General features: G+C 70.6%; 23 protein-coding genes and 1 pseudogene. 15 read left to right on the top strand and 9 right to left on the bottom strand.

Annotation, left to right across the window (positions count from 1 at the left end):
• The first annotated feature begins 43 nt into the window (after positions 1-43).
• The gene (locus OG199_RS01300) at positions 44-760 is read left to right on the top strand and encodes a tetratricopeptide repeat protein (RefSeq protein ID WP_401804958.1); all 717 of its coding nucleotides are present in this window, start codon (positions 44-46) and stop codon (positions 758-760) included.
• Positions 761-781: 21 nt separating this feature from the next.
• Here the strand turns inward: OG199_RS01300 and OG199_RS01295 are convergent, their stop codons facing one another.
• Both OG199_RS01295 and OG199_RS01290 read right to left on the bottom strand, forming a co-directional pair.
• Positions 782-1165 (bottom strand): toxin Doc, encoded by a 384-nt coding sequence (locus OG199_RS01295; RefSeq protein ID WP_153286752.1) that lies wholly within the window; start codon positions 1163-1165, stop codon positions 782-784.
• Positions 1165-1404, bottom strand: a complete 240-nt coding sequence (locus OG199_RS01290) for a hypothetical protein (RefSeq protein ID WP_168533035.1) — start codon at positions 1402-1404, stop codon at positions 1165-1167. The genes OG199_RS01295 and OG199_RS01290 overlap by 1 nt, the downstream gene beginning before the upstream one ends.
• A gap of 184 nt (positions 1405-1588) precedes the next feature.
• Between OG199_RS01290 and OG199_RS01285 the strand changes: the two genes are divergently transcribed.
• The 4 genes from OG199_RS01285 (at position 1589) to OG199_RS01270 (ending at position 3918) form a co-directional block, all read left to right on the top strand.
• Positions 1589-2038: an SRPBCC domain-containing protein gene (locus OG199_RS01285; RefSeq protein ID WP_356804593.1), complete on the top strand. Its 450-nt coding sequence runs from the start codon at positions 1589-1591 to the stop codon at positions 2036-2038.
• Complete coding sequence (locus OG199_RS01280; RefSeq protein ID WP_401804962.1) at positions 2035-2430, top strand: ArsR/SmtB family transcription factor; 396 nt, start codon at positions 2035-2037, stop codon at positions 2428-2430. The genes OG199_RS01285 and OG199_RS01280 overlap by 4 nt, the downstream gene beginning before the upstream one ends.
• A gap of 182 nt (positions 2431-2612) precedes the next feature.
• The gene (locus OG199_RS01275) at positions 2613-3152 is read left to right on the top strand and encodes an EF-hand domain-containing protein (RefSeq protein WP_401804965.1); all 540 of its coding nucleotides are present in this window, start codon (positions 2613-2615) and stop codon (positions 3150-3152) included.
• A gap of 112 nt (positions 3153-3264) precedes the next feature.
• Complete coding sequence (locus OG199_RS01270; protein ID WP_405827371.1) at positions 3265-3918, top strand: class I SAM-dependent methyltransferase; 654 nt, start codon at positions 3265-3267, stop codon at positions 3916-3918.
• Between the two features lie 82 nt (positions 3919-4000).
• Here OG199_RS01270 and OG199_RS01265 read toward each other — a convergent pair.
• A pseudogene (locus OG199_RS01265) lies at positions 4001-4081 on the bottom strand (IS630 family transposase); the annotation flags it as partial.
• Between the two features lie 393 nt (positions 4082-4474).
• Here OG199_RS01265 and OG199_RS01260 point away from each other — a divergent pair.
• On the top strand, positions 4475-5902 hold the full coding sequence (locus OG199_RS01260) for an RICIN domain-containing protein (protein ID WP_401804971.1): 1428 nt from the start codon (positions 4475-4477) through the stop codon (positions 5900-5902).
• Between the two features lie 138 nt (positions 5903-6040).
• On the opposite strand, the gene OG199_RS01255 is transcribed toward OG199_RS01260, so the two are convergent.
• Entirely contained in the window at positions 6041-6874 is an 834-nt protein-coding gene (locus tag OG199_RS01255) for an enoyl-CoA hydratase/isomerase family protein (protein ID WP_401804974.1), read from the bottom strand.
• A gap of 268 nt (positions 6875-7142) precedes the next feature.
• Here OG199_RS01255 and OG199_RS01250 point away from each other — a divergent pair, with 268 nt between their 5' ends.
• Entirely contained in the window at positions 7143-8048 is a 906-nt protein-coding gene (locus tag OG199_RS01250) for an alpha/beta hydrolase (protein ID WP_401804977.1), read from the top strand.
• Positions 8049-8181: 133 nt separating this feature from the next.
• Positions 8182-8685, top strand: a complete 504-nt coding sequence (locus tag OG199_RS01245) for a winged helix-turn-helix transcriptional regulator (protein WP_405827368.1) — start codon at positions 8182-8184, stop codon at positions 8683-8685.
• Positions 8686-9012: 327 nt separating this feature from the next.
• On the opposite strand, the gene OG199_RS01240 is transcribed toward OG199_RS01245, so the two are convergent.
• Complete coding sequence (locus OG199_RS01240; protein ID WP_356801001.1) at positions 9013-9672, bottom strand: TetR family transcriptional regulator; 660 nt, start codon at positions 9670-9672, stop codon at positions 9013-9015.
• A gap of 128 nt (positions 9673-9800) precedes the next feature.
• On the opposite strand from OG199_RS01240, the gene OG199_RS01235 reads away from it, so the two are divergent.
• The 7 genes from OG199_RS01235 to OG199_RS01205 all read left to right on the top strand — a co-directional run bounded on the left by OG199_RS01235 (position 9801) and on the right by OG199_RS01205 (position 21579).
• Positions 9801-11315, top strand: a complete 1515-nt coding sequence (locus tag OG199_RS01235) for an FAD-dependent monooxygenase (RefSeq protein WP_405827366.1) — start codon at positions 9801-9803, stop codon at positions 11313-11315.
• A 502-nt stretch (positions 11316-11817) separates the two neighbouring features.
• Positions 11818-13047: an MFS transporter gene (locus tag OG199_RS01230; RefSeq protein WP_405834389.1), complete on the top strand. Its 1230-nt coding sequence runs from the start codon at positions 11818-11820 to the stop codon at positions 13045-13047.
• A gap of 416 nt (positions 13048-13463) precedes the next feature.
• Positions 13464-15482 (top strand): NB-ARC domain-containing protein, encoded by a 2019-nt coding sequence (locus OG199_RS01225; RefSeq protein ID WP_356801004.1) that lies wholly within the window; start codon positions 13464-13466, stop codon positions 15480-15482.
• Between the two features lie 264 nt (positions 15483-15746).
• Complete coding sequence (locus tag OG199_RS01220; RefSeq protein ID WP_405827364.1) at positions 15747-18881, top strand: GH92 family glycosyl hydrolase; 3135 nt, start codon at positions 15747-15749, stop codon at positions 18879-18881.
• Positions 18882-19533: 652 nt separating this feature from the next.
• The gene (locus OG199_RS01215) at positions 19534-19731 is read left to right on the top strand and encodes a hypothetical protein (RefSeq protein WP_356801006.1); all 198 of its coding nucleotides are present in this window, start codon (positions 19534-19536) and stop codon (positions 19729-19731) included.
• A gap of 152 nt (positions 19732-19883) precedes the next feature.
• On the top strand, positions 19884-21155 hold the full coding sequence (locus tag OG199_RS01210) for an FAD-dependent monooxygenase (protein WP_405834387.1): 1272 nt from the start codon (positions 19884-19886) through the stop codon (positions 21153-21155).
• A gap of 211 nt (positions 21156-21366) precedes the next feature.
• Entirely contained in the window at positions 21367-21579 is a 213-nt protein-coding gene (locus OG199_RS01205; RefSeq protein ID WP_356801007.1) for a hypothetical protein, read from the top strand.
• A 192-nt stretch (positions 21580-21771) separates the two neighbouring features.
• Here the strand turns inward: OG199_RS01205 and OG199_RS01200 are convergent, their stop codons facing one another.
• The 4 genes from OG199_RS01200 to OG199_RS01185 all read right to left on the bottom strand — a co-directional run bounded on the left by OG199_RS01200 (position 21772) and on the right by OG199_RS01185 (position 24713).
• Positions 21772-23364: a phytoene desaturase family protein gene (locus OG199_RS01200; RefSeq protein WP_405827361.1), complete on the bottom strand. Its 1593-nt coding sequence runs from the start codon at positions 23362-23364 to the stop codon at positions 21772-21774.
• Positions 23357-23809 (bottom strand): SRPBCC family protein, encoded by a 453-nt coding sequence (locus tag OG199_RS01195; RefSeq protein WP_356801008.1) that lies wholly within the window; start codon positions 23807-23809, stop codon positions 23357-23359. Before OG199_RS01195 ends, OG199_RS01200 begins: the two co-directional genes overlap by 8 nt.
• Positions 23810-24066: 257 nt before the next feature.
• Positions 24067-24459, bottom strand: a complete 393-nt coding sequence (locus OG199_RS01190; protein ID WP_405827359.1) for a hypothetical protein — start codon at positions 24457-24459, stop codon at positions 24067-24069.
• A gap of 98 nt (positions 24460-24557) precedes the next feature.
• The gene (locus tag OG199_RS01185; RefSeq protein ID WP_266708321.1) at positions 24558-24713 is read right to left on the bottom strand and encodes a DUF6131 family protein; all 156 of its coding nucleotides are present in this window, start codon (positions 24711-24713) and stop codon (positions 24558-24560) included.
• Positions 24714-25051 lie beyond the last annotated feature (338 nt).

The following is a 25051-nucleotide window of genomic DNA, read 5'->3' as shown; positions in this document are numbered from 1 at the left end:
GGAGCCGCCCGCCGAGGCAGGTCAGGACGAGAGAGGCAGCGACGTGGTGCAGTGGCAGGGGACCAACTTCACCGTGGACGGACACGAGCCGACCAGCGCCGAGGAGTACTACCGGATCGGTCTGCACTGCTGGGACAGCGCTGAACACCGGGGCGCGGCCACCGCCTTCCTGGAAACCGCGGCGGCGAACGGTCACGGCGCCGCCGTCGAACTCCTGGGACACATCGACTACGTGCGGGGGCAGTACGCGAGCGCCGTGCCACGGCTGCGGCAGAGCACCGGGTCACCGCGAGCGGCCTACTACCTCGCTTCGCTCTACCACCAGGGCTGCCCCCAGGCGGGTATCCCCCAGTCGCTCGACGAGGCGGCCCGCTGGTACCGCTCCTCGGCCGAACTGGGCGAGCCCGAGGCGATGCTGGCCCTGGGCGACCTGTACCTGGAGCGACTGCTGCCCGTGACCCGCACCCCCGCGGAGCACGCCCTCGAGTACTTCCTGGCGGCCGCCGCACGCAACCACCCCTACGGCCAGTACCGCGCCGCCGAGGTGTACCGCACGCTCTACCAGGACGCCCAGCGCGCCGCCGTGCTGTACCAGGCCTGCGTGGACAACCCGATGACGGTGCGTCACGCACTCGGCTCGATGATGACCCTGCAGAGTCAGGCACACCTGCGGGAGACAGCGGCGAACAGGACGGCCGGGCTGCTCCAGCAGCGTCGCGACGCCGTCAACCCCCCGCACCACCGGGGCGACTTCTACTGAGCCCACGGGTCCGGGAGAGTCTCAGATCCTCCAGGAACGCAGGACGTCCGCGACGGCGTAGATCGGCAGGCGGGTCTCCCGGACCTTTCTGATCAGGTCGGACAGGCTGCCATAGGGAGGATCGATCCCTTCGCCGGACTGGTCCATGTACTGGGCCGCGACGAACGCGGCGAAGAGGCTGTTGCGATGCGGCAGCGGCTCGAGCCGCACGACCGTGTGCAGAAGCGCCGCCGCGCGCCACGCCGTGTCGGGATTGGACGTCTGAAGGGTCGGCATGCGCGTCTTGTGCCGCGCGACGGCCGCGACCAGGGCCGAGTAGTCGGTGACCGACACGTCGTCAGTTCCCAGGGCGGCTTCCTGGACGTCCAGGAGCCAGGAGACATCGATGTACAGGATTTCGCTCATCAGGCGGCGGCGACCCCATCGCCACGCTGCGAGGGTGGGACCTCGTCGGGGAACGCCTCGTCGAACTCGGCGTGCAGCTTGTCCGCCCACGAGGTGGCGCCGGCGACGAACCGCTTGCGGTGCATCTCACGGACACCGAGATCGTGCATGTACTGCTTCAGGCTCTTGCCTTCCGCCGAGGCGGCCGCGCGCACACCTTCCATTTCCTCGTCCGTGAACGTCACATTCAGTGATGGCATGCCAGCATGGTACCTACCAGGTACCTGTGAAGCCAGGCGGGGGACGAAAGTCCCGCGTCCTGGGCATCCGGGGCGCCGGCACTCCTTCCGGGCACATTGTTCTGGTGCAACCTTCGGGTTGCTCCTCGGGGCTCGATGTGCAACCCTTGAGTTGCACCCAAATCGACATGGACGGAGAATCCTCATGAGCAGCGAGGACCGCATCGAGCGCGAAACCCTGATCGCCGCATCCCTGGAGCGGGTCTGGGAGCTGGTGGCCCAACCCGGGTTCTGGGTGGCCGACAAGGCGAGCCTTCCCGGCACTGTGGCCAGGGAAGGAGAGTCGTTGATCGCGAAGAACGCCGAACACGGCGACTTCCCGGTGCGGGTGGAGAAGGTCGAGCCGCCGACGTATCTGGCGTACCGCTGGACCAGCGCGTTCCCGGGAGAAGAACTGCGCGAGGACAACAGCACCCTCGTGGAGTTCACGCTGACCCAGGAGGGCGACCGGACACGGCTGCGCGTCGTGGAGAGCGGGTTCGCGGCACTGGCGGGCTCGGAGGAGCTGCGCAGTCAGAACGTGAAGGACCACAGCGAAGGCTGGCCCCTGGAGCTCGGCGCGCTCAAGACGCGTGCCGAACAGCCGTCCACGTGACGGAAGAACGTCCTGGCGCCGCCGGGGTCGTCGACAGTGTCCTGGTCGCGCTCGCCGACCCGACGCGACGCCAACTGCTCGAACTGCTCGCCGCACAGGGCGAGGCCACCGCGACGACGCTCGCCGAAGGACTGCCCGTCTCACGGCAGGCGGTGGTCAAGCATCTGTCCGTCCTGGACGCCGCCGGACTGGTCACCGGCGGCCGGGTCGGACGCGAGGTGCGCTACGCGGTGCGGCCCGCGGCCTTGAGCGCCACGGCCCAGTGGATGGCCACGCTCGCGGACGACTGGGACCGACGACTGGCCGACATCAAGCACATCGCCGAGGCGGCGGAGCGGGAGGCGAGAAACGAGGAGGGGAACCATCACGCCTCACAGGACCGGAACACCTGAGGAACGGCTCGCGGGCCGGCCGGTCACCCCGTCACGTGGGTGACCGTTCGGCCACATGTGCCCGTGGGGCCGGAGGCGCGCCTCGACCTACGCTGTCCGTGGCGACTGCAAACGGGAACGGCACGCGTCCGGCAGTCGCGGTCCGCGGTTCGTGGTTCGGTTCGGCGTCGAGGAGGCCGCTCATGGCCAGCGCGTTTCAGGAGCGCAAGCTCAAGGGGATGTTCGCCGCGTTCGACGCGGACGGTGACGGCTACCTGCGCGAGGACGACTTCGCCGCGCTCGTCGCCCGCTGGAGCCTGCTCCCGGGCGTGGAGTCAGGGACCCCACTGCGCGCTCGGGTCGAGATGTTGCTGATGGGCTGGTGGGACGCGCTTCTGGAGGCCGGGGACGCCAACGGTGACGGCACGGTCGACATGGGCGAACTGCTCACCCTGGTCGACCGGTTGCCCACCATGGCCGAGGCCGTCACGGCGACCGCCGACACTGTCTTCGACGCGGTGGACGCCAACGGTGACGGCCGTATCTCCCCGGAGGAACACCGCAGGCTCGTGGAGACCTGGAACGGGCAGCCCGTGGACATGACCGGTGTCTTCGAACTGCTCGACCTGAACGGCGACGGCCACCTGGGCCGCGAGGAGTTCGCGTCTCTCTGGCGCCAGTTCTGGACCAGCGACGACCCGGCGGAACCGGGCAACTGGCTCTGCGGACGCTTCCCCGGCTAGTGGCGTGACCGTAAGCGACGGGGACGGCCGGAAGGCGGCGGCGGTCGATGTCGCGCGGGTCGGCTGAACGTCGCGCCATGGTCTGTCGGTCGCCTGGTCTAGGGTCGCCCGCATGGCTGAGCCCTCCTTTCTGACCGCCGTCCGCGAGTCGTACGACACGGTCGCCGCCGCCTACCTCGAACGCGTCCCGTCCCCAGCCGAGATGGACCCGCTGTCACGCGCGATGCTGGCGGGATTTGCCGAACTGGTGCGGACGGCCGGTCTGGGGCCGGCCGCGGACCTGGGGTGCGGCCCGGGACGAGTGACGGCGCACCTGGCCGGGCTGGGAGTGTCCGTCTTCGGCGTCGATCTGTCGCCGAAGATGGTCGGGCTGGCCCGGCACGCCTATCCGAACCTGCGGTTCGACGAGGGCTCGATGACCGCGCTGGAGACGAGGGACGACGAGCTCGGTGGCATCCTGGCCTGGTACTCCACCCATCACACGCCCCCGCAATGGTTGCCGGATGTGTTCGCCGAGTTCCACCGCACACTCGCGCCCGGCGGCTATCTGCTCTGGGGGGACTATGTCGGCGACGAGCGGCTGCAGCCGACCCACGGCTATGGCCATCCGGTGTCCTACGAGTCGTACCTCCTGCCGCTGGACCGCATGGTCGGCCTGCTGGGCCGGGCCGGACTCGTCGTCACCGCGAGACTGGAACAGGAGCCCGGCGGACGCGTGAACAGACCGCACGCCTGCCTCCTGGCCCGCAAGCCCGAAGCAGCCTGACGGGGCGCGTTCCCGGGTGAGGCCGCCCGGCTGGACCGCCGACGACCACGGGGCGGGTGATCAGACCGCCGGGTTGAGGGGGGCGGCCGCCCCAGCGGACGCCTTTCTCGCCGCGCATGCCGGCGCGTTCCCTGCGCTGGGTGGTGAGCACGTCGGGGTGGCGGCGTGGGGCTCGGCCCGCGGCCACGGGACGTGCACATCCAGCGCGTCGGTCACCCGCCGGTACCTCCGGGGCTTGTGCCGCGTCGTCAACTCCGAGCCCACGGTGGTCGCCGGCCGGGCTTTCGGCGCTCCGGCCGCTCCAGGGTCCGGGCGCGCCCCTGCCGCCGCCCTGCGTCGCGTACCACCGCGCGGGGGTGGCCTCGCCCGTCCGAACTCTTCCCGGATTCAAGGGTATTGACGCGAAGCTGGTCTAGTCCATACCGTCATCGGTCATCGGATGTTCATGTGGCGGAATCGCTGTCAGTCACATGAACCGCCGCTACGCCCCCTTGCTCCACTCACGGCACCCCCCCGCATCATCGCGCCCCCTCGCGCTCATGACAGGAGCCGTCTTGTGATCAGATCCGCCGTCAGAGCCCTCGCCACCGCTCCCGCCGTCCTGGCGATGGCCGCCACCGCCGTCGTCGCCGCCGGCGGCTCCGCGAGCGCCGCGGCCAACCCCGGCCCCGGCTTCCCCGCCCACTACGCCGCGCCGTACGTCGAGACCTGGAACTCGCCCTCGGCGATGACCAACGCGCGCAATGCGACAGGCCTGAAGTACTTCACGCTCGCCTTCGTCATCGACGGCGGCGGCTGCAACGCCATGTTCAACGGAGACACGCCCGTCACCGACGCCGGCTGGACCTCCGCGATCAACTCCCTGCGGGGCGCGGGCGGCGACGTCATCGCCTCGTTCGGGGGTGCCTCCGGCACCGAGGAGGCGCAGGCCTGTACCAGCGTGACCTCGCTGAAGGCCCAGTACAAGAAGGTCATCGACACCCTCAACCTCACCCGCGTCGACTTCGACATCGAGGGTGGCGCGATCGCCGACACCGCCGCCAACGACCGTCGCAACAAGGCGCTCGCCCAGCTCCAGCAGGAGTACGCCGCCGCTGGGCGCAAACTGGACGTCCAGTACACCCTGCCGGCCATGCCGAACGGCCTGGACGGCAACGGGACGAAGCTGCTGTCCAACGCCAAGAGCAACGGCCTCAACGTCAACCTCGTCAACATCATGACGATGGACTACTACGACGGAACCCGGGACATGGGCAAGGCGGCCACCGACGCCGCCGGCGCGCTGCGCACCCAACTCGGCGCCATCTGGCCGGAGAAGTCCGACGCGCAGCTGTGGGCGATGGAGGGCAACACCCCGATGATCGGGGTCAACGACGACGTCAGCGAGATCTTCACCACCGGAAACGCCACCACGCTCGCCAACTTCGCCAAGTCCAAGGGCATTCAGGAACTCGCCTTCTGGGCGCTCGGCCGGGACAAGGCCTGCGCCACCAACGGCCAGCTCTCGGACACCTGCAGCGGCACCCCGCAGAGCGCCTGGCAGTTCTCCAGCACCTTCAACACCGTGACCGGCGGCACCACCCCGCCGCCGCCCACCGGCTCGACCGGCCAGATCACGGGCCTCGGCGGCAAGTGCGTGGACGTCGCCTCGGCGAGCAGCGCCAACGGCACCGCCGTCCAGATGTACGACTGCAACGGCACCACCGCCCAGCAGTGGACCGTGGGTTCCGACAACACCGTCCGCAGCCTCGGCAAGTGCATGGACCTCACCGCGGCAGGCACCGCCAACGGCACCAAGGTCCAGCTCTACGACTGCAACGGCACCGGCGCCCAGGTCTGGCAGCGCGGCAGCGGCGACACCCTGGTGAACCCCGTCTCCGGCAAGTGCCTCGACGTCACGGACAAGTCGACGGCCAACGGAGCCCGGCTGCAGATCTGGACCTGCGCGGGCGGCACCAACCAGCAGTTCCACCTCCCGGCCTGACAGGGGGACAGGCCCGCTACCGCCCGGTGCACCTCGTGTGTGCCGGGCGGCAGCGTGTGCGAACCGGGACGGGGACGGCGGTCCCCACCATGCACGGCGATGGGCGAGGGCCTTCGGCCGGCCCGGTGCTCAGTGCCCTCAGAGCTCACCGATGACCGTGCCGAGTTCGAGCTCGGTGCGGGAGCGCTCCTGGAGTCCGCGCTGCATCAGGGCTCCCACCCGGGCGGCGACGGCGCCGTCGCCCGCCAGGACCTGGAACATGCTGCCGTCGACGTGGACGTCCTCCTTGGGCGGGAGAGCGGCCGCGTTGATGCGGCGCTTGGCGAGTCGCACCGCCGCTTCCGGGAATCTGGCGACGCGCTCGGCGAGCCGCTCGACGTATGAGGACAACTCCTCGTCCGGCAGGGCCTTGTTGACCACGCCGATCCGTTCGGCCTCGTGCGCGTCGACGTCCTCCGAGCCCAGGATCATCTGCATGGCCTGGCCGCGGCCGGCGAGCCGTACGAGGTGCTGGACGGCGCCCGCACCGGTGAAGACCCCGGTGCCCACCTCGATCTGCCCGATGACGCCGCGTTCGAGGGACGCGAACCGCATGTCGCACGCGTAGAGGAACTCGGCGCCGGCACCGCGAGCCCGGCCTTCGAGAAGCGCGATCGTGACGGGACGCGCCTCGCTGAGCCGCCGGAACAGGGCGCCGAGACTCACGTCGTCCGGTCCGCCGGACGTGGCGGCGGCCGCCGTGTACTGGGGGATCCGCTTGAGGTCGACGTGGGGGATGAAGAAGTCCGGGTCCGCACTGCGGAACACCACGACGCGCACGTCACCGTCCGTATCGGTGTGGTCGAGCAGGGCCACGAGATCGGTGACCAGCCGCTCGTCGATGAGGTTGACGGGAGGGTTGTCGATCGTGGCCCACAGGACCCCGTTGCGCAGTTCCGTTCGAATTGTCTCGTACGAGTACGTTGCGGGCACTTGATGCGCCCCCTTCCTGAATCTCACTTGCTTTCTGCAAGCTATATGCGTCATCCTGGCATCGCGACTTGCGTTTTGCAAGCAACCGGGCGGGGGAGGTGCCGCGCCTCGCCTGCCCCGCCGGAGCGGCGCCTTCGCCCCGACGCGCGTGCCGACGTGATCGGTCATGCCGTCGCCGTCGAAGGGCCGTCGCGTCCGCGGTGCCGTGCCGGAAGAGGCGAGTGCGCCGCGAGGCCGCACCACACCGATCACCCCAGGAGAGAAATTCATGGTCCAGCGCACAGATGAGCTGATTCACCTGCCCGACGGGACGGTGCTCAGCGCATGGCTGTTCCTGCCGGAGGGAGCCGGGCCCCACCCGGCCGTGACGATGAGCCACGGCTTCGGCGGCACCAAGTACCACCAGGGCATCGAAGCGATCGCGCGCCGTATCGCGGAGGCAGGGTTCGCGGTGTCGCTGCATGATCACCGGGGCTTCGGCGACAGCACCGGGGAGCCTCGCCAAGACATCGACCCCTACCGGCAGATCGAGGACTGGCGGCGGGTGATCTCACACCTGCAGACCCTCGACCCGATCGACGCGGACCGCATCGGCATCTGGGGCTCCAGCTACTCGGGCGGCCACGCCCTCGTTCTCGGGGCGACGGACCGCCGGATCACGGCTGTGTACGCCCAGGTGCCGACCGTCAGCGGCTCCCAGAGCAGCCGACGCCGTGTTCCGCCGCACCTGACCCGTCAGCTCGAGCAGGCCATCGCCGCCGACGAATTGGGCCAGGCCCGGGGCGAGGAACCGGCGAGCCAGGCGTTCGTCAGCGACGACCCGACCGTGCAGGCCTCCTACCGCTCCGCCGACGCCATCGACTTCTACCTGCGGCACAACGCGCCGGAGGGTGTGTGGGAGAACCGCGTCACGGTCCAGTCCAACCGGCGCGCCCGTTCCTACGACCCGGGCCACTGGATCGACCAGATCTCGCCGACACCCCTGATGATGCTGGTCGGCACCCACGACACCGTCGCCCCCACCGACCTGGCCCTGAGCGCGTACGAGAGGGCCCTGGAACCAAAGGAACTGGTTCTCGTGCCCGGCGGCCACTTCGACCCCTACCTCACCGGCTTCGAGGTGAGCACCGGTGCCGCCGTGCGGTTCTTCCGCACCCACCTCCAGGCCGGGTGAACAACCGGGTGTGTCCCGCCGGGGGAGGAGCGGCGGGACACCCCGGCGACGCCGCCGGACACCGGAACAGCTTCGATCGGACAGGACACCCACCTGCTCTACAATTGCAAGCAACACGGAGAGGGGAGTCGCGGTGAAGCGTCAGGAACTGGGCCGGTCCGCCTGCCCCATCGACCGGTCCCTGTACGAAGTCGGCGACACCTGGACTCTGCAGATCCTGCGCGACGCGATGCACGGCGTCACGCGCTTCACGGACTTCAGCAACCACATCGGCCTCGCCACCAACGTCCTGAGCGCGCGCCTGCAGAAGCTCGTGACCGTCGGGATCTTCGAGATCCACGAGTCGGCACTGGGCAACTCGCACGAGTACGTCCTGACCGAGAAGGGCCGGGACTTCCACACCGTCCTGGCCGCACTGCGCCAGTGGGGCCAAAAGCACCTCTTCGACGACGACGAGCTCGTCAACCGTGTGGTCGACGCCCGCACCGGCCGGCAACCCCTGCCGGTCGCCCTCACCGCGGACGACGGCCGGGAACTGTCCGCCGACGACATCCTCATAGTCCAGTCACGGGCGGCGGATCCCATCGAGTCCGGCACGCCGGTCGACACACCACGCCGTCGCCGTTCCCGGGCGTAGGAGACGCCCGGTTCCGTACCGACAGGTGATCCCGGCCCGCACCGAACGAACCGTTGTCTTGCCGGGCGCAGGACCGTGCACGTCACCCGGCCCAGGAGGACGGAGACCTGGACGCTTTCGGCATACGGGCCCGGCGGGAGCGACTGGTGTATCCGATCCGCTCGGCGAACGCCGGCCGGACGTCCGGTCCGGGAAGTCCGTCTGGTAGCGATCAGCGCGCTGGGGAGCTGTCCTGATCGGCCCGCTCCTGTCGGGGTGAAGCGTCATGGCTGCTTGGCTGCGCCGGAAGAAGACAAGCCCGGACCCGTGGCCGTCGGCTTCTGAACGTCAGCCGGCGGTACGGCCGTCGCCGGTCTCTCGCCGGTGGTCGCCGAGGGGTGTGGAGCGTCCGGTCCGCGGCCTCTCGTGCAGCAGTGCGTCGAGGGAGGCGGTCAGGTCCTCGGTGAAGCGCTCCGTGCTCATCTCCGCCAGTGCGCCGGCCCGGATGACGTACCGGCTGAAGGTGACACCGACGAGCAGTGCGGCCAGGAACGGCACCCGGTGCTCCAGCGCGTGCTCGCCGAGCAGCCGGCGATAGGTCTCGTCGGTGCGCTGCTGCATGGCGACGTACAGCTTGGCGGCGGCGTGTTCGTCGTCCGTCGCGCTCCGCATCAGGGCGACGAAGGTGTCGGTGCCTTCGGGGTTCTCCAGACGACGGACGAACTCCTGGGCGATGCGGGCGGCCAGGGGTTCACCGGAGTCCTCGGCCAGGTCCTCGATGGAGCGGGTGCCGGGAACCGCGGCGAGGAACAGGTCCTCCTTGCTGCCGAAGTGACGCAGCACGAGTCCGTGCGTGACCCCGGCCCGCTGGGCGATGTCCCTCAGCGTGGCCCGGTTGTAGCCGCGCTCGGCGAAGGCCCGGGCCGCGGCCTCGAGGATGGCGCGGCGGTGCAGCTCCGGATCGCGGACGCGGCGGGGGCGGGCGGGCGGAGTCTGTGCGGTGGACATGGAGTGAAATCTACCGGCGCCCACGAGACTCCTAGTGACCGCTTGGTCATTTGTGCGGGGAGGACTAGGATCTTTAATGACCACATGGTCAATAGCCGCCCACGCCGCTCCCAAGGAGACGAACCGACATGTCCGCCACGCCTCAGGCCCCCTCACAGGGGCCCTCCGACCAGCAGGTCGTGATCGTGGGAGCCGGCCCGGTCGGTCTCTGGCTCGCCCACGAACTCGCCGTGGCCGGCGTGACCCCCCTCGTCCTCGAACGCGCCCGTCAGCGCAGCCCTCACTCCAAGGCCCTGGGCATCCAGCCGCGCACCATCGAGGTGCTGGCCCTGCGCGACCGGCACAAGGACGTGATCGCCGGCGGTCGCCCCCTGCCGAACTGGCACTTCGGCATGCTCGAGTCGCGCGTCGACTTCCGTGACCTGCCGACCCCCTTCCCGTATCTGCTGGCCCAGCCGCAGTCGGACACCGAGCGGCTTCTGGAGGGCTACGTCACCGAATCGGGTGTCGAGGTCCGTCGCGGCCACGAAGTCACCGCGCTGACCCAGGACGGCTCGTCGGTGACCGTACGGGTGCACGGCCCGGACGGCGAGTACACGGTCGACGCCGACTACGTCGTCGGCGCGGACGGCGCCCGCAGCGTGGTGCGCCAGGAGGCCGGCATCGACTTCCCGGGTTCCGAGACGTCCGCGTACGGCTTCCTCGGCGAGGTGGTCCTCGACCGACCGCCCCTGACCCCCGGATTCACCGCACTCAACGAAGCCGGACGCCTCCTCGTCGTGCCCCTGCCCGGCGGAAGGTTCCGCGTCACCGGGTACGACCCACGGAACCAGACGCGCGAACCGATGACACTGGACGAGCTGCGAGACGCCTCGGTCCGCATCGCGGGCACCGACTTCGGTATGCGTGACCCGTCCTGGCTGTCCCGCTTCGGCAACGCGACCCGGTTGGCGGCCACCTACCGCGCGGGTCGGGTGCTCCTCGCCGGTGACGCCGCGCACATCCACTGGCCGGCCGGCGGCGTCGGTCTGAACGTCGGCCTCCAGGACGCCATGAACCTCGGCTGGAAGCTGGCCGCGGTGGTTCAGGGCCGCGCCGATGAGAAGCTCCTGGACACCTATCACGCCGAACGCCATCCGGTCGGCCGGGAACTCGCCGAGCACACCCTCGCGCAGACGGCGCTCATCGTCGGCCTGACCCCCGAGACCACGGCACTGCGCGCCCTGCTGAGCGAGGCGGTCGTCGGCACACGTGCCTTCTCCGACTTTCTGGCCGGCAAGCTCTCCGGGCTCGACATCGCCTACCCGCCCACCGACCCCGGAGCGCACCCGCTGACCGGCGTCCGCGCCTACGACCCCGAGGGCGAGGGAGTCCTCCCGCTCCTGCACGACGGTCGCGCCGTGCTGCTGACGATGGGGGAGGAACCGGTGGACGCGGGCGTGGCCGAACGGGCGACGAAGGCCGGCATCGCCGTCCACGCCAGCCGACTCGCCGAGACCGGCGGCCCCGCCTGGTCCCACGTCACGGCGGCCCTCGTCCGGCCCGACGGCCATGTGTGGTGGGCAACCGAAGAGGACAGCTCGCGTGCGGAATTCGCGGCCGAGGTCAGCAGGACACTGGAGGAGCTGGCGGTGGTGTTCTAGGCGGGACGAGCGACGGGTCGTGACCCGGACCGATACGGACGGCCAAGGCGGGGCGGCGCCCAGGCAGTTCCCGATTCGCCCGACCGCCGCGCGGGAGACTGTCGGGCCGGCGACCGTTGCACCTGGCGGGTCGGCCGGTTGCTCGCTTCTCCGCGGCGGTCTTCTCACCGCCCGCCGTCACGGATACTGTCGTTTCCCGATCGGGTCAATCTTCGATCCCGATTCCTCGATCTCAGTACTCAACGTTTCTGCCGGCGCTGGAGCCGACGCCGACGCGGACTTCGAGTCCGCCCCGTCCGCGTCACCTTGGACGACTCCTGGCGGCGGGGGACGGTGCCCGTGGCGGGCGCCGTTCCCGCGGACCGCCCCACCGCGCAGCGGAAGGTTCACCGTGACACCGCGGCGTCGGCTTCGTCGTACCGCACCGGATCCCACCCGTTCCGCACGGGGATCGCGCACCACCGTCCCGGCTCGGAAAGGAACCGCCTCCTACCGTTCCGCCCTGCGGACCCCCGGCGCGGCGGCCTTCTTCCTGGCCGCGGCTCCCGCTCGGGTCGGGGTGGCCATGGCCGGTCTCGGCATCGTCCGGCTGGTCCATGCCGAGACCGGGTCCTTCGGGGTGGCCGGCCTGGTCACCGGCTCGTTCGCCGTCGCGGAGACCCTGGTGGGCCCGCAGACGGCCCGTCTCATGGACCGCTTCGGGCAGCCCCGGGTCCTCGTCCCCCTCCTGTGCGCCCACGCCGGAGCGATCGCCGCCCTGATCGCGCTGGCCCTGTCAGGGGCGCCCGCGGTACCGCTGATGGCGGCCGGTCTCGGCGCCGGGGCGACCGTCCCGCAGATCGGCGCGCTCTCCGCGGCGCGCTGGTCGGCCCTGCTGCACGGCCGGGCCGAACTCACCCCGGCCTTCGCACTCGAAACGATCAGCAACGATGTGGCCTTCCTGCTCGGTCCCGGCCTCGCGGTGCTGACGGCGACACGGTTGCACCCGGCCGCGGGTACGGTGCTGGCGGGGGTGCTGGTAGTAGGCGCCGGACTGGTCTTCGCGGCGTTGCGTCGCACGGCCCCGGCGCCCGCCGCGACGGCCGCCCCGGATCGTACGGCCGCCCGGGGGCCGGGAACGCTGCTGACCCGGAACTTCGCCACCCTGCTGACGGTCAATCTGGCCCTGGGCGTCTTCTTCGGCTCGATGCAGGTCTCGGTGAGCGCCTTCGCCGGCGTCCACCACGCCCCCGCGGCGGCCGGGTTCCTGTACGGACTGATGAGCGCGGCGAGCCTGCTGGCCGGTCCGGCATACGGACGGCACCGCCCGCACACCCCGCCCGCGGCCCAACTGCCCCTGATCCTGGCCTTTCTGGCCTGCGCGTCGTTGCTGCCGCTCCTGGCCGACGCCCCCTGGCAGCTCGGCCTCGCCCTGCTGCTCCCCGGCGCCGGCGTCGCTCCGTGCGTCATCGTCTCCTCGACGCTTGTCGAGTCGGTCATGGACCGGTCCGTCCTGACCCAGGCCCTCACCTGGACGAACTCCGCGAGTGCGGCGGGTATCGCCGTTTCCGCCGCCGCGGTCGGCGGACTCGTCGACGGTCCGGGCGGCACACGAGCCGGCTTCGCCGTCCCCCTCCTCGCCCTGACCGCGACGGCGGCCCTGACCTGGTCCCGCCGGGACGCCCTCACGACGGGTACCACGGCGTCGAGGCGGCCTCCGGCGGAGGCCGATTCCTCGGGCGCCGCCCCCTGACGGGCCGACACGGGGGATCCGCCAGTGCGCGGGTCAGAGGGGTACCGGCTATGGCTGACGTGACGTCAGTAGCTGCTCCTGTGCGCCGAGATGGCGCGGTTGAGGGGTGACAGGTGAGGGGCATCCGAGGCTGCCATGCCGAGCTGGCCGGACGGGCGCCGCCCGAGGCCGGCAGGGGGTGCGCGGGGTGGCCGTGGCGCGGGAGAGCGCCAGAGGGGGAGGGGTGTGCGGCGAGGGTGTCGGCAGTGGCCCGATCGGGTCCATGAGGTGGGGGAAGGTGCCACACCCCGTCGGCTACAGGAACCGTCCGATCGGATAGTTGTCAATCTCGATCGTTTATGACCGCTTCTTGTAAGAGGGTTTAGGTCCGTGCCCGGGCCATGCAGGATGGAGCCGTGGTAGGCAACCTCCCGGTCATGACGACCAGCTTCGTCGGCCGCGACAGCGAACTCGACGCAGTCAGCACGGCGTTGGCCCAGCACCGGGCGGTCACCCTCACCGGTGGCGGCGGTGTCGGCAAGAGCCGACTGGCGCTGCGCGTCGCGGAGCAGGCACGGAGCCGGTACGCCGACGGGGTCTGGTGGATCGACCTGTCCAACCTCTACGACGACCGGTTGTTCACCGCCACGGTCTGCGACGCGGTCGATCTCCTGGACCACAACCCGCGCTCCCCGGTCGAGGCGCTGCGCGAATGGCTGACCGACCGGCAGGTCCTGCTCGTCTTCGACTGCTGTGAACGGGTGTTGGCTTCCTGCCTGTCCCTGGTGAGCGAACTTCTGGCCACCGCGCCCCGGTTGACCGTCATGGCCACCAGCAGGCAACCTCTCGGCGTCCCGGGTGAGCACCGCATCGAGGTCGCTCCGCTCTCCATGGACGACGCCGGCAGCGGAGACGCGGTACGCCTGTTCCGTGAGCGCTGTGCCACGGCCGCACCCGCGGTGTCCCTCGATTCCCCCGACTCCGCCGAAGCCGTCTCCGCCATCTGCCGCCGCCTGGAGGGAATTCCGCTCGCCGTCGAACTCGCCTGCGCGCGCCTGCGGGAAAGCAGCCTCACGGAGATCGCCGAGCGCCTCGGCTCACGGCTCGACACTCTCGTGGACGAGACGGCATGGCCCAAGCGCCACCGAGCCCTTCGCACGGCGATCGGCTGGAGCCACGAACTGTGTTCCCCACTCGAACGCCTGCTGTGGGCCAGGCTCTCCGTCTTCCGCGGCCCCGTCGAAGCGGCGGACGCCCAGGCCGTCTGCGCGGGCGGCCCTCTCGGGGCCCACGACATCCCCCGGCTTCTCGAGCGGCTGGTCGATCAGTCCGTCCTCCAACAGGTGGGCACCCGCTACCGCATGCTCGACACACTGTGCGAGTACGGAGCGATGTGGCTCGCCGAGCTCGGTGAGGAGCACGCCCTCGTCCATCTCCATGCCGCGCACTTCGCGAACATGCTGGCCGAGGCCGAAGCCGGCTGGCTCAGCGGCCAGCAGGTCGCCTGGTACGCGCGGATCTCCGCAAGCCACACCGACATCCGCGCCGCACTCGACCACCTCATCGTGGCGGACCCCGACGCCGCCCTCGAAATGGCCGGCCGGACGGGCCTGTTCTGGCCCTGCTGCGGCCACCTGCACGAGTCCCGCGACTATCTCGAACGCGCCCTGGCTCTCGACACGCCCCCGGGGCCGTCCCGCACCCGCGCACTCTGGGCCCTGGGGATCACGCTCACCCTCCAGGGCGACCACCGGACCGCCCTGCGCATCGGCGAGGAATGCGCCGACGCGGCGCGGCAGGACGGCACCCCGCAGTCCGCGCTCTTCGCCGCCCACACCCTCGGCCTCACCCATCTCATGGCCGGCCGCCCCCAGGCCGCGTACGACGTGAGCGACCACGCGTTGATCACCCGCGGCACGTCGCCCCCGTCGGGGGCACCGCAGCTGTGCTGCATGGTGATCCGGACGTTCGCCCACTCCGCGCTGGGCCGACTTGCCGAGGCGTACGAAGCGGCCATCGGCCTGCGTCGTCTCAGCCTCCGGTACGGCGAGCACTGGGCGCGGTCCTACGCGTTCCACCAACTCGCCTTCATAGACCTCCTCCAGGGGCGCGCGCACGACGCCGAACGCCACGCCCGAGCCATGCTGGCCAGCAAGCACAACCTCAACGACAACCTGGGGATCGCCCTGGCTCTCGACCTCCTGACCGGAGCGAACGCGGCTCAGGGCAACGGCATCGGGGCCGCTCGTACATCCGGCACCGGGAACTCCTTCTGGCGCATGCTCGGCCATCCGAACCACGGCACACCCGAGCTCTCCGAGGTTCGGGACCAATGGGAGCTGCAAGCCCGTGAGGCGGCGGGGGACGACGCCTATGACAGAGCCTTCCACGACGCGCTGAACAGCGACGCCGAACTGGGCCTCGCCCTCGTGCTGCAAGGCTCTCCGCCCTCCTGACCGTGGCGTTCGTGGCCGGGGGAAGCCTGCGGCGCGAGGGCGAATCCGGCCGACCGGCCCGTGGGGTCGTTCGCGGCGTCCTCCGCGGTGGTGCCGCGGGCCTCTTGACCTTGGCGTGACCATGACCGACTGTGTGGTGGCCGGGACGCCACCGCACAGGAGTCGCACGTGAGACGCATGAGAAGGCAAGTCGCAGTCGTAGCAGCTGTCATGGCAGCACTGGTCGGGGGCTCGGGAGGAGTGGCATCCGCTGGTCAGACAACGTTGTCCAAGCCGCGGGTCGACGACCTCGTCGAAGATCCCACCGAGTTCGTCGACCCGCTCATCGGGACCGGGAACGGCGGTGCCTCCGTCGGAGAGATCAACAACTTCCCCGGCCCGTCGACCCCGTTCGGCATGATGCAGTTCTCGCCCGACACCGAGGGCTCGTACGCCGGGTACCAGTACCACAGCAGCCGGATCAAGGGCTTCAGCCTCAACCACGCGTCGGTCGGCTGCACCGCTTTCGGCGACGTGCCGCTGCTTCCGGTCGCGGGCGACATAGGCAGCGCACCGTGGGACCGCACCGAGTCGTTCACGCACACGGACGAAAAGGCCGAGGCCGGCTACTACGCCGTGACCACCGGCGACGACGCGAAGGTACGCACCGAACTCACCGCCACCACCCGCACCGGGCTGGCCTCGTTCACGTTTCCCGCCGACACCGGGAAGAAGGCGCAGGTCCTGGTCAAGGGCGGTGGCAGCCTCGCCGGCGACAAGAAGGCCGACCTGACGGTCTCCGGCGACCGCCAGATCACCGGATCCGCGACCACGGGCAACTTCTGCGGCAAGGGCAACGAGTACACCGTGCACTACGCGATCACCTTCGATCGCCCCTTCGTCGCGCACGGCACCTGGGACGGCAGGACGGTGACCGACGGCGGCGACTCCGTGGACGCCCCCAGGGCGGGCGCCTATCTGACCTTCGACACGGCCGAGGAACGTACGGTGCGCGCGAAGGTCTCCATGTCGTACGTCTCGGTCGACGGCGCTAGGGCCAACATGGCCGCGGAGATGCCCGGTTGGAACCCGGACGACGTACGTGAGCAGACCCGGGACCAGTGGAAGCAGGCACTGCGCAAGATCCGCGTCGGGGGCGGCGAGACCGGCGAGAGGAAGATGTTCTACACCTTCCTCTACCACTCGCTGATGCACCCGAACACCTTCGACGACGCGGACGGCCGCTACATCGGCTTCGACGACAAGGTTCGCACGCTGCCCGAGGGCCGCACGCAGTACGCCAACTTCTCCGACTGGGACACCTACCGCTCGCTGGCCCCGCTGCAGGCGATGCTGTTCCCGAAGCAGGCGAGCGACATGGCGCAGTCGCTCGTCCACGACGCGGAGCAGGGCGGCTGGTGGCCGCGCTGGCCGCTCGCGAACGACTACACGGGCCAGATGACCGGTGACAACTCCGTCCCGTTGATCGCGAACCTGTACGCGTACGGCGCACGCGACTTCGACCTCAAGGCCGCTCTGAAGTACCTGGTCAAGGGGGCGACCTCGGTGGACAGCAGGCCGGGCGCGTACCAGGAGCGGCCGGGCGTCGAGGACTACATGGAGCGCGGTTACGCGAACAACAGCGTCGTCCGCGGGGACCACGCCCGCGTCGGCGCCTCCGTCACCCTCGAGTGGGCGATCGACGACTTCGCCATCGCGCAACTGGCGCGGGCCGCCGGTGACCGGGACACGGCCCGCACCTTCACCCGCCGCGGCCAGAACTGGCAGAACATCCTCAACCCGGCGACCGGCTACCTCTCCCCGCGGGGCGAGGACGGTCTTTTCCCGGACGGCCCCGGCTACCAGCCGCCGCCGGCGGGCAAGTTCGGCCAGGACGGCTTCGACGAGGGCAACGCTGCGCAGTACAACTGGCTCGTACCGCAGGACACCGGCGGCCTGATCCAGGCGATGGGCGGCCGCGAGGCCACGGCGAAGCGGCTCGACACCTTCTTCGGCAAGCTCAACGCCGGGCCCAACGAGCCCTACATGTGGGCCGGGAACGAGGTCGACTTCGGAGTGCCGTGGGTCTACAACCACCTCGGCCGGCCGTGGAAGACGCAGGAGGAGGTCCGGTCGATCGCGACCGGCCTCTTCAGCCCGACCCCCGACGGCGAGCCGGGCAACGACGACCTCGGCGCCCAGTCCTCCTGGTACGTCTGGGCCGCCGTCGGGCTCTACCCCGCCACACCGGGTACCGCCGACCTGTCGGTGCACAGCCCGCTCTTCCCGCGCGTGGTCGTGGATCTGCCGGGCCACGGCCGGGACTTGGACATCCGAGCCCCGCGGGCCGCGGCGGGCACACCCTATGTCCACGGGCTGCGACTGGACGGCCGCGACCATGAGCGCACGTACCTGCCCGAGTCGGCCGTGACCAAGGGCGGCCGACTGGACTTCGACCTGTCCGGCACGCCGGACAAGTCCTGGGCCACCTCGGCGAAGGCGGCGCCGCCTTCGTACCGCGACGGCGAGCAGGACTTCCTGGCGTACGCGGCACAGAACCAGGTGATCGCGAACCCGGGCGGTCCCGGCACGACGCTCACGGTGCACGGGCAGCGGCTGGCCGGACACGACCGCAGCCTGATCCTCGCCGCGGACGCGCCGCCCGGCCTGTCCGTGTCGGGCGGCAGGATGAACCTCGCCCCCGACACCGGTTCCGGCACCGCCGAGTTGACGGTGAAGGCGGCGGCCGGGACGGAACCGGGCTACTACGAAGTGCCGTTCACCGTCCGCGGCCGGGAGGGCGGCGACGCCGTGCGCCGCACCGTGATCGTCCTGGTGGCCGAGGAAGGCGGTGTCACCGCGGCTCTCGGTGGCGCGTACGCGACCGTGGGCGTGTCGAGCGACGGCACACCGGCCTTGGCGGACTTCGACGGCGCGGGCAACAGCTACTCGCGGCAGGCGCTGGCCGCGGCCGGGCTCAAGGGCGGTGCGACAACGGAGGTTTCCGGTACGAGGTTCGTCTGGCCCGGCACGCCCGCGGGGCGCCCGGACAGCGTCACGGCGGACGGCCGGCGGCTCGACCTCGCCGCCGACACCAAGGACGCCACACGGCTGCTCTTCGTCGGCTCCGCCACGAACGGCGACCGCAGGGGGAGCGCCACGGTCACCTTCACCGACGGCACCACCGCGCAGACGGATCTGTCCTTCGGTGACTGGACCCGACCGGGCGGCGGCACCGATCCGGTCTACGGCAACTCCGTGGTGGCGAAGACGGAGTACCGCAACACCCCGAACGGAAAGGGTGACGCGGCGTTCGTCTTCGCCACCGAGCCCTATCAAGTGCCGGAAGGCAAGCAGATCAAGTCCGTCACCCTGCCCAAGGACGCGGACCTGCACATCTTCGCGCTGGGTCTCGGCTGAGGTCCGCCGCGGGCTGGAGCGCGACCATCGGTCTCCGGCCCGCGGACCCTCCCGGCGCCGCACTCGGACGATGTCGGCCCGGTGCCGTGCCTCCTCGTGCTCGTGCGGGGCCACCGTACGCAGGGTGAGATGCGGGAAGTACGCGGGGTGAGATGCGGGATTCCGGCCGCGATCGCGTCGGGCCGCCGTCCCGGCCGGGACGGCGCCGGAGACCCGTGTCCGTCACCGCCGACCGGGTCGGTGGCGACGGGTCGGCACGCGCCTTGACGATCAGATGGCGGTTGCTGTCACTTTTTACCGTCATTTCTTTGACTTCGTCGAGCTGTACTCCTAGGTTGGTACATACAGGTTTTTGTCCCTTTTGTGGGCAAAAGATATAGCTTGGCAATCCGCGGCCCGGAAGGCAAGGCCTCCGGCGACGGACCCCGCACACGGGCTGTGTGTCGGCCCCGATGTGCATGGGCGCTCGCTCTCCTGCGCCCGGCAGCGACATCAACCCTCTGGAGAGGGGATCATCATGCGAGCGAACACTTCACGCATCAGGCGAGTGGCCATTGCCGTCTGCACGGCGCCCATCATCGCCATCGCAGCCGGAGTCGGGGCGGCCAGCGCGGCAAGCGCTCCTGCGTCTGCTCCTGCGGCAACCTCGTCCGTGCACGAAGACGGCTGGGGTTGGGGCGGCGGCCACGGCGGCTGGGGCTGGGGCAACGACAGCGGCTGGGGTTGGGGCGGTCACGGCGGCGGCTGGGGCGGCGGCTGGGGCGGCGGCTGGGGTGGCGGCGGCTGGGGCGGGGGCGGCTGGGGCGGCGGCGGCTGGGGTGGCGGCGGTTGGGGCGGAGGTGGCTGGTGACCAGTCATTCGCCACGGCCATCCGTATGACCGTCATGAACTGATTGGCATGAACTGATGGATCCGGGCGTCCGAGCCCGTGGGACGCCCGGATTCTTGCCGTCATCCGGGCGGCATCCGCTGACACGAGTGGCGTCGAGGCTGTGAGGCGTGATGAAGATCGTCTGCGTGGGTGGCGGTCCGGCCGGACTGTACTTCGCGATCTCGGCGAAGCTCCGCGACGCCGGACACGAAATCACCGTTCTCGAACGCGATCCGCCCGCGGCCACGTACGGCTGGGGCGTCGTCTACTGGAACGACCTGCTGGACATCCTGCACCACAACGACCCCGAGAGCGCCCGGCAGATCGGCGCCAGATCCGTGCTCTGGCAGGGCCAGGAGGTGTGCCTGCACGGTGCCCGTCACGACGGGTCGGCGTACTTCGGAGGCTACGGGTACAGCATGGGCCGCGCGGCCCTGTTGGAGGTACTGACCCGGCGCGCGTCGAGTCTCGGTGTGGACGTCCAGTACGGGCGGCAGGCCACGGACCCCACACACCTGCCGGAAGCCGACCTGGTCGTCGCGGCCGACGGTGCCAACAGCCGGATCCGGCAGTCCCGCTCCGCGCACTTCGCCCCCCGTGTGGAGGTCGGCCGCAATCCTTACATCTGGCTCGGCACGGACAAGGAGTTCGACACCTTCGTCTTCTGTTTCGAGCAGACCTCCGCGGGCTGGATATGGTTCCACGCCTACCCGTCGGTCAAGGGGATCAGCACCTGCATCGTGGAGTGCTCCCCGCAGACGTGGCAGGGCCTGGGACTCGACTCCCTCGGCGCCGAGGAGAGCATGCCACTGCTGGAAGGGATCTTCCGGCGAGCACTCGACGGTCACTCACTGATCAGCAAGTCACGTGGCGAGCCGGCGAGTTGGCAGCGCTTCGCGCACGTCAGCAACCGGACGTGGGTCCAGGACGACACGGTCCTGATGGGCGACGCCGCGCACACCACCCATTTCACGCTGGGGTCGGGGACCCGGCTGGCGATGATCGACGCGATCGTCCTCGCCCACAGCCTCGCGCAGTACCCGGACAAGGCGGTCGCGCTGCGGGAGTACGACCAGCACCGTCGCACCGAACTGCACTCCGTACAGGCGGGCGCCCGCTCGAGCATGGCCTGGTTCGAACAGCTCGACGACTACCTCGACCGTGACCCGGTGTCCTTCGCATACGCCATGGCGGTGCGTCAGGGCAACCAGACACCCTGGCGCTACCAGGTGCACCTCGCCACGCAGATGGCCGCGATCCGCCGTGCTCGACGGGCCTACGACACCGGCAGACGCTGGTATCTCACCCGCCGGCGAGGTGAGGCCCCGCTGCCCGCGCTGGGAAGAGGCCGGCCCGCCGGGCGGGAGTCGTCCGATGCGAAGACGCCGCTGCGCACCACCTGACCGTGGACGAGCCGGTGAACCCGCGCCGAGCCCAGCCGTCCGCCCGCCGGAGGTGAGGGCGAGTCCGTCGGTGAACTCGATGACCTCTCCGCGCCTTGGGGAGACCAGGCCGCTGAGGCCCGCGCAGGAGTCCGCCGGTCGACACGTCCAGCACCACGCCACGGGCTACGTCCGGATGCGCGGGGTGTGGCCGCGCGCGATGCTTGCCAGCATGACCGAGCGTTCCGTAATCGTCAGCCCACTCGTCAAGGGGGAGGGGCGCCAAGTGTGCGTCGACGGGGAGAGCATGGGGGCGGCCTTCAGCCTGCGCGGCCTGGCCGAGATCATGCGGCGGGCCGGGTGGACAGACGTGGATGAGATCGATGTGGCGGACTCGCCGGTCATCGAGTGGCACGGCGGAGGGCCCGAGGTGTGGTCTCGCTAAGGGCTGTCCCGTAATCCCCGGTGGATCAGCGCGCGGCGTCAGGTGCACAGCGCGCGGCGTCAGATGCGGTGCGCCGCAAGGCGGAGGGTCGACCTCGTACCGGGTGCATTCGGGCGATCCGACAATGCGGCGAGGTGCGTAACTGTCGTCGCGCCCGCCGGGGATTACGGGACAGCCCTTGGTCGTGCGTGGTCAGACGCGTTGGGCACGGTGGAGGAGGGTGCGCAGGGCCGGGGGGCGCAGCAGCGCGGCCCGGGCGGCGTTCGCTCCGGGCGCCCCGTGGACGCCGCCTCCGGGGTGGGTCGCCGCCGAGGCGAGGTAGAGGCGCTCGACGGGGGTCTCCGGTCGGCCGGTGCCGGGTACGGGGCGGAAGACCGCCTGTTGGTGCAGGGCGGTGGTGCCGTTGTTGATGGCACCGTTGTGCAGGTTCTCGTCCATGGCCTGGAGTGTGGTGGGGGCGAGGATCCGGCGAGCGCCGATCAGTGCGCGGAATCCGGGCGCGAGACGTTCCACCTGCTCCTCGACGCGGTCGGCCATGGCCTCCTGCTCGCGGACGTCCCATCGGCCGGTGATGCGGTCGCCGCCCGCGTCGGAGGTGATGTGCTGCGGGAGGTGGGTGTACGCCCAGGCCGATTCGGTGCCGGCGGGGGAGCGGCAGGGGTCGGCCGTGGTCATCTGGCCGACGAGGGCGAACGGCTCGTCGGGGACCTGCCCCATGGCGATCTGGGAGGCGAACCGGGTCAGGCCGTCGACACCGTCGGCCACGTGGACCGTCCCCGCCCCGGAGGCCTGCGGCGCGTCCCACGGCACCCGGCCCGTCAGCGCCCAGTCGACCTTGAACGTCGCGAAGTCCCACTGGAAGCGTTCCAGGTCCCGCAGGAGACGGCCGGGCAGGTGTTCCTCGCCGACAAGGCCGCCGTAGAGGACGGACGCCGACACGTCGGCCAGGACGGCCCGCCGCGCCACGACGGCTTCCCCGGCGGTCGTCTCGACACCGACGGCCACTCCGCGCCGTACGACGACGGCCGCGACGCGCTCCCCGCACCGCAGTGTGCCCCCGCGGCGCCGGAAGCGGGTCACCAGCGCCGCCGTCAGGGCACCGGCCCCGCCCACGGGGACCGGGAAGCCGTGGCTCTGTCCGAGCATCGACATCAGCCATCCGAAGCCGCCGCTGCCGGCGGCCTCGGGGGCCAGGTCGGCGTGGAGGGCGTTGCCGGCGAGCAGGAGGCGTCCCCCTTCCCCCGCGAACTCCTCCTCGCCCAGGCGGCGCACCGGCAGGGACAGCTTGCGGGCGAGCCGCAGCCCCCCGGCGGCACGGAGCTTCGCGGCCAGGCGGAGTCCGGCGCGGACCGGGGGAAAGGGCGTGAACATGGCCTGCACCAGGTCCGGCCCGACACGGCTCCACACGTCGTACATGTCCTGCCAGGCGCCCGCGTCGGCCGCCGCGAACTCCGCCAGCCCGTCCGCGGTGTCCCGCACACGGCGCTCCAGCACGGCGCACCGCCCGTCCCTCAGTGGGTGGGCCAGCACGCGCGGCGCCCGGCTCCACCGCAATCCTTCCGCGGCGAGGTCGAGCCGGGCGAGGACCGGTGAGGCGGCGGCCAGCGGATAGAAGGCGCTGAAGAGATCCGACACGTAGTCGGGATGGACGCCGCGGTCGCTGCGGACCGCGCCTCCCGGCTCCTGCTGGGCTTCCAGGACTTCCACGCTCCAGCCCGCGTCCACCAGCAGGTTCGCGGCCACCAGCCCGTTGGGGCCGGCGCCGATCACGACCGCGTCAGGCATGCTGGGTCCGCTCGTGCCGCTGTTCCACGACTCTCGCCAGGCGGGCGAGCATGCCCCGGTGGCGGAGCTGCAGCAGCGCTTCGGTGGCGGGGTTGTGGAGGGTGCCGCCCAGGCCTCTCAGCGGGTGTTCGTCACAGATGACGAGGGTTTCCTCACCCCATGGCCGGAGTTCGAGGAAGATCCTGGCGCTGCCCAGCGACTTGAACGAAGCCTCCAGTTCCAGCTCCCTGCCCGCTTCGCTGTGGCGGACGGTCGTGATCCCGTCCGTCGACCAGGGCCCCAGCCGCAGGGTGTACCGGATCCGGGAACCGACTTCGGGCCAGGTCTCGTCCAGGGGCGTGGAGCGGGAGGGGCCGACCACCCAATCCCCGTACCGGGTCGGGTCGACGAGTACCTCCCACACCGCCCGCGGCGGAGTGTGAACCAGCTGATGACGGACAGCCATGCGACAAGACCTCCTGCCATGACGGACCACGCGCTGTGGCTCGGCCTGGCCGCGCAGCCCACGATCGCCCTCTTCTTCGGCTTCTTCGGCTGTCCCCGGGCATGCCCCCGCGCGTCGCCAGGCTGCCGTGCACGCCGGTCAGCCTCGACGGGTGACGGGTGACGGGTGACGGGTGACGGGTGACGGGTGACGGGTGACAGGTGACAGGTGACAGGGGACAAGGGACCGGGTGACGGGTGACCGGGTGGGGCGGAGTGTCAGCGGGTCCCGCGTCCGCGGGGCGGATCCTGGGGGTCGATGCCGGTCGTGGCGGACGCGTCCTTGGATCCGCTGGGGCGCCGCGAGCGACCCTTGGGCCCGGTGTCGTGCATACCCGTCTCGTCACCGCCGGTCCTGCTCTGCCGTTCTCCGCGGTCGCTCGTGCTCTTCACGGACTTGCCGTGCGGATTTCCGGCCTCTTCCTTGGAGACCCTGCGGCCCGGACCCTTTGGCGGAGCGTACTGGTCGGGGTGGAACGAGCGGTGGGCGCTCGGGTTGTCCTGTTGACGGGTCTCGTCGACGTCCGGGGACCAGCCGTGCTGGTGTGTGCCCTTGTGCGGGCCGGGACCCTCGCCGTGCGGGGGCTGGGACGACTTCGGCTGCTTCGCCATGGCTGGCCTGCCTGCCTCTTCTGCACCGAGGACGGACCGTGTCCGCTCCGGGATCGCGGAACTCCCGGCGCCGATGTGTGGGGCACCAGTAGCGCTCGCTACCAGTAGTGCTTGCGTCCGCCGACGCCGTGGCCCAGGGAGCCCACGATCCACAGGACGGCTCCGATGACGACCAGGATGACGCCGATGGTCCACAGGATGCTGATTCCGGTGACGAAGCCGATGACGAGCAGAATAACGCCGAGGACGATCATGGAGTCCTCCGATTTCGCTGATGGCTCTTCCTGACCAGAGTAGGCACGTTCGCGCCCTTCCGCGCAGCGGTGCACAGGCGACCGGATCTCTTCGGAGGGGCTGTTTCCGAGTCAGGGGCATGTGAATTCCGGAGAATGCGACCGTGCGAATCCGTACGCCGTTTCCCGATGAAGGATCCCCGCACCTCGGTGCCTCGCGCGGAAGCCCTCGCCGGATCGGCCTCCGCACCGCCGAGACCGTGAACGCCCCGCGTGCCACCGCCCCGACGGACCGTAGCCGCCCCGCACCGAAGCACGCCGGCCCCGTGGGAACACGAAGTGCATGTCGGGCCGTCCTG

The sequence above is a fragment of the Streptomyces sp. NBC_01176 genome (assembly GCF_045039825.1).
Lineage (GTDB): Bacteria > Actinomycetota > Actinomycetes > Streptomycetales > Streptomycetaceae > Streptomyces.
Note: the sequence above shows the minus strand (reverse complement) of the source record. Positions and strands in the feature narration are given on the sequence as shown.

Excerpts from the sequence above, each read along its gene's own strand:
- OG199_RS01295 (WP_153286752.1), bottom strand. The coding sequence starts at position 1,165 with ATGAGCGAAATCCTGTACATCGATGTCTCCTGGCTCCTGGACGTCCAG.
- OG199_RS01290 (WP_168533035.1), bottom strand. The coding sequence starts at position 1,404 with ATGCCATCACTGAATGTGACGTTCACGGACGAGGAAATGGAAGGTGTG.
- OG199_RS01285 (WP_356804593.1), top strand. The coding sequence starts at position 1,589 with ATGAGCAGCGAGGACCGCATCGAGCGCGAAACCCTGATCGCCGCATCC.
- OG199_RS01275 (WP_401804965.1), top strand. The coding sequence starts at position 2,613 with ATGGCCAGCGCGTTTCAGGAGCGCAAGCTCAAGGGGATGTTCGCCGCG.
- OG199_RS01270 (WP_405827371.1), top strand. The coding sequence starts at position 3,265 with ATGGCTGAGCCCTCCTTTCTGACCGCCGTCCGCGAGTCGTACGACACG.
- OG199_RS01250 (WP_401804977.1), top strand. The coding sequence starts at position 7,143 with ATGGTCCAGCGCACAGATGAGCTGATTCACCTGCCCGACGGGACGGTG.
- OG199_RS01240 (WP_356801001.1), bottom strand. The coding sequence starts at position 9,672 with ATGTCCACCGCACAGACTCCGCCCGCCCGCCCCCGCCGCGTCCGCGAT.
- OG199_RS01235 (WP_405827366.1), top strand. The coding sequence starts at position 9,801 with ATGTCCGCCACGCCTCAGGCCCCCTCACAGGGGCCCTCCGACCAGCAG.
- OG199_RS01225 (WP_356801004.1), top strand. The coding sequence starts at position 13,464 with ATGACGACCAGCTTCGTCGGCCGCGACAGCGAACTCGACGCAGTCAGC.
- OG199_RS01210 (WP_405834387.1), top strand. The coding sequence starts at position 19,884 with ATGAAGATCGTCTGCGTGGGTGGCGGTCCGGCCGGACTGTACTTCGCG.
- OG199_RS01205 (WP_356801007.1), top strand. The coding sequence starts at position 21,367 with ATGACCGAGCGTTCCGTAATCGTCAGCCCACTCGTCAAGGGGGAGGGG.
- OG199_RS01200 (WP_405827361.1), bottom strand. The coding sequence starts at position 23,364 with ATGCCTGACGCGGTCGTGATCGGCGCCGGCCCCAACGGGCTGGTGGCC.
- OG199_RS01195 (WP_356801008.1), bottom strand. The coding sequence starts at position 23,809 with ATGGCTGTCCGTCATCAGCTGGTTCACACTCCGCCGCGGGCGGTGTGG.
- OG199_RS01190 (WP_405827359.1), bottom strand. The coding sequence starts at position 24,459 with ATGGCGAAGCAGCCGAAGTCGTCCCAGCCCCCGCACGGCGAGGGTCCC.
- OG199_RS01185 (WP_266708321.1), bottom strand. The coding sequence starts at position 24,713 with ATGATCGTCCTCGGCGTTATTCTGCTCGTCATCGGCTTCGTCACCGGA.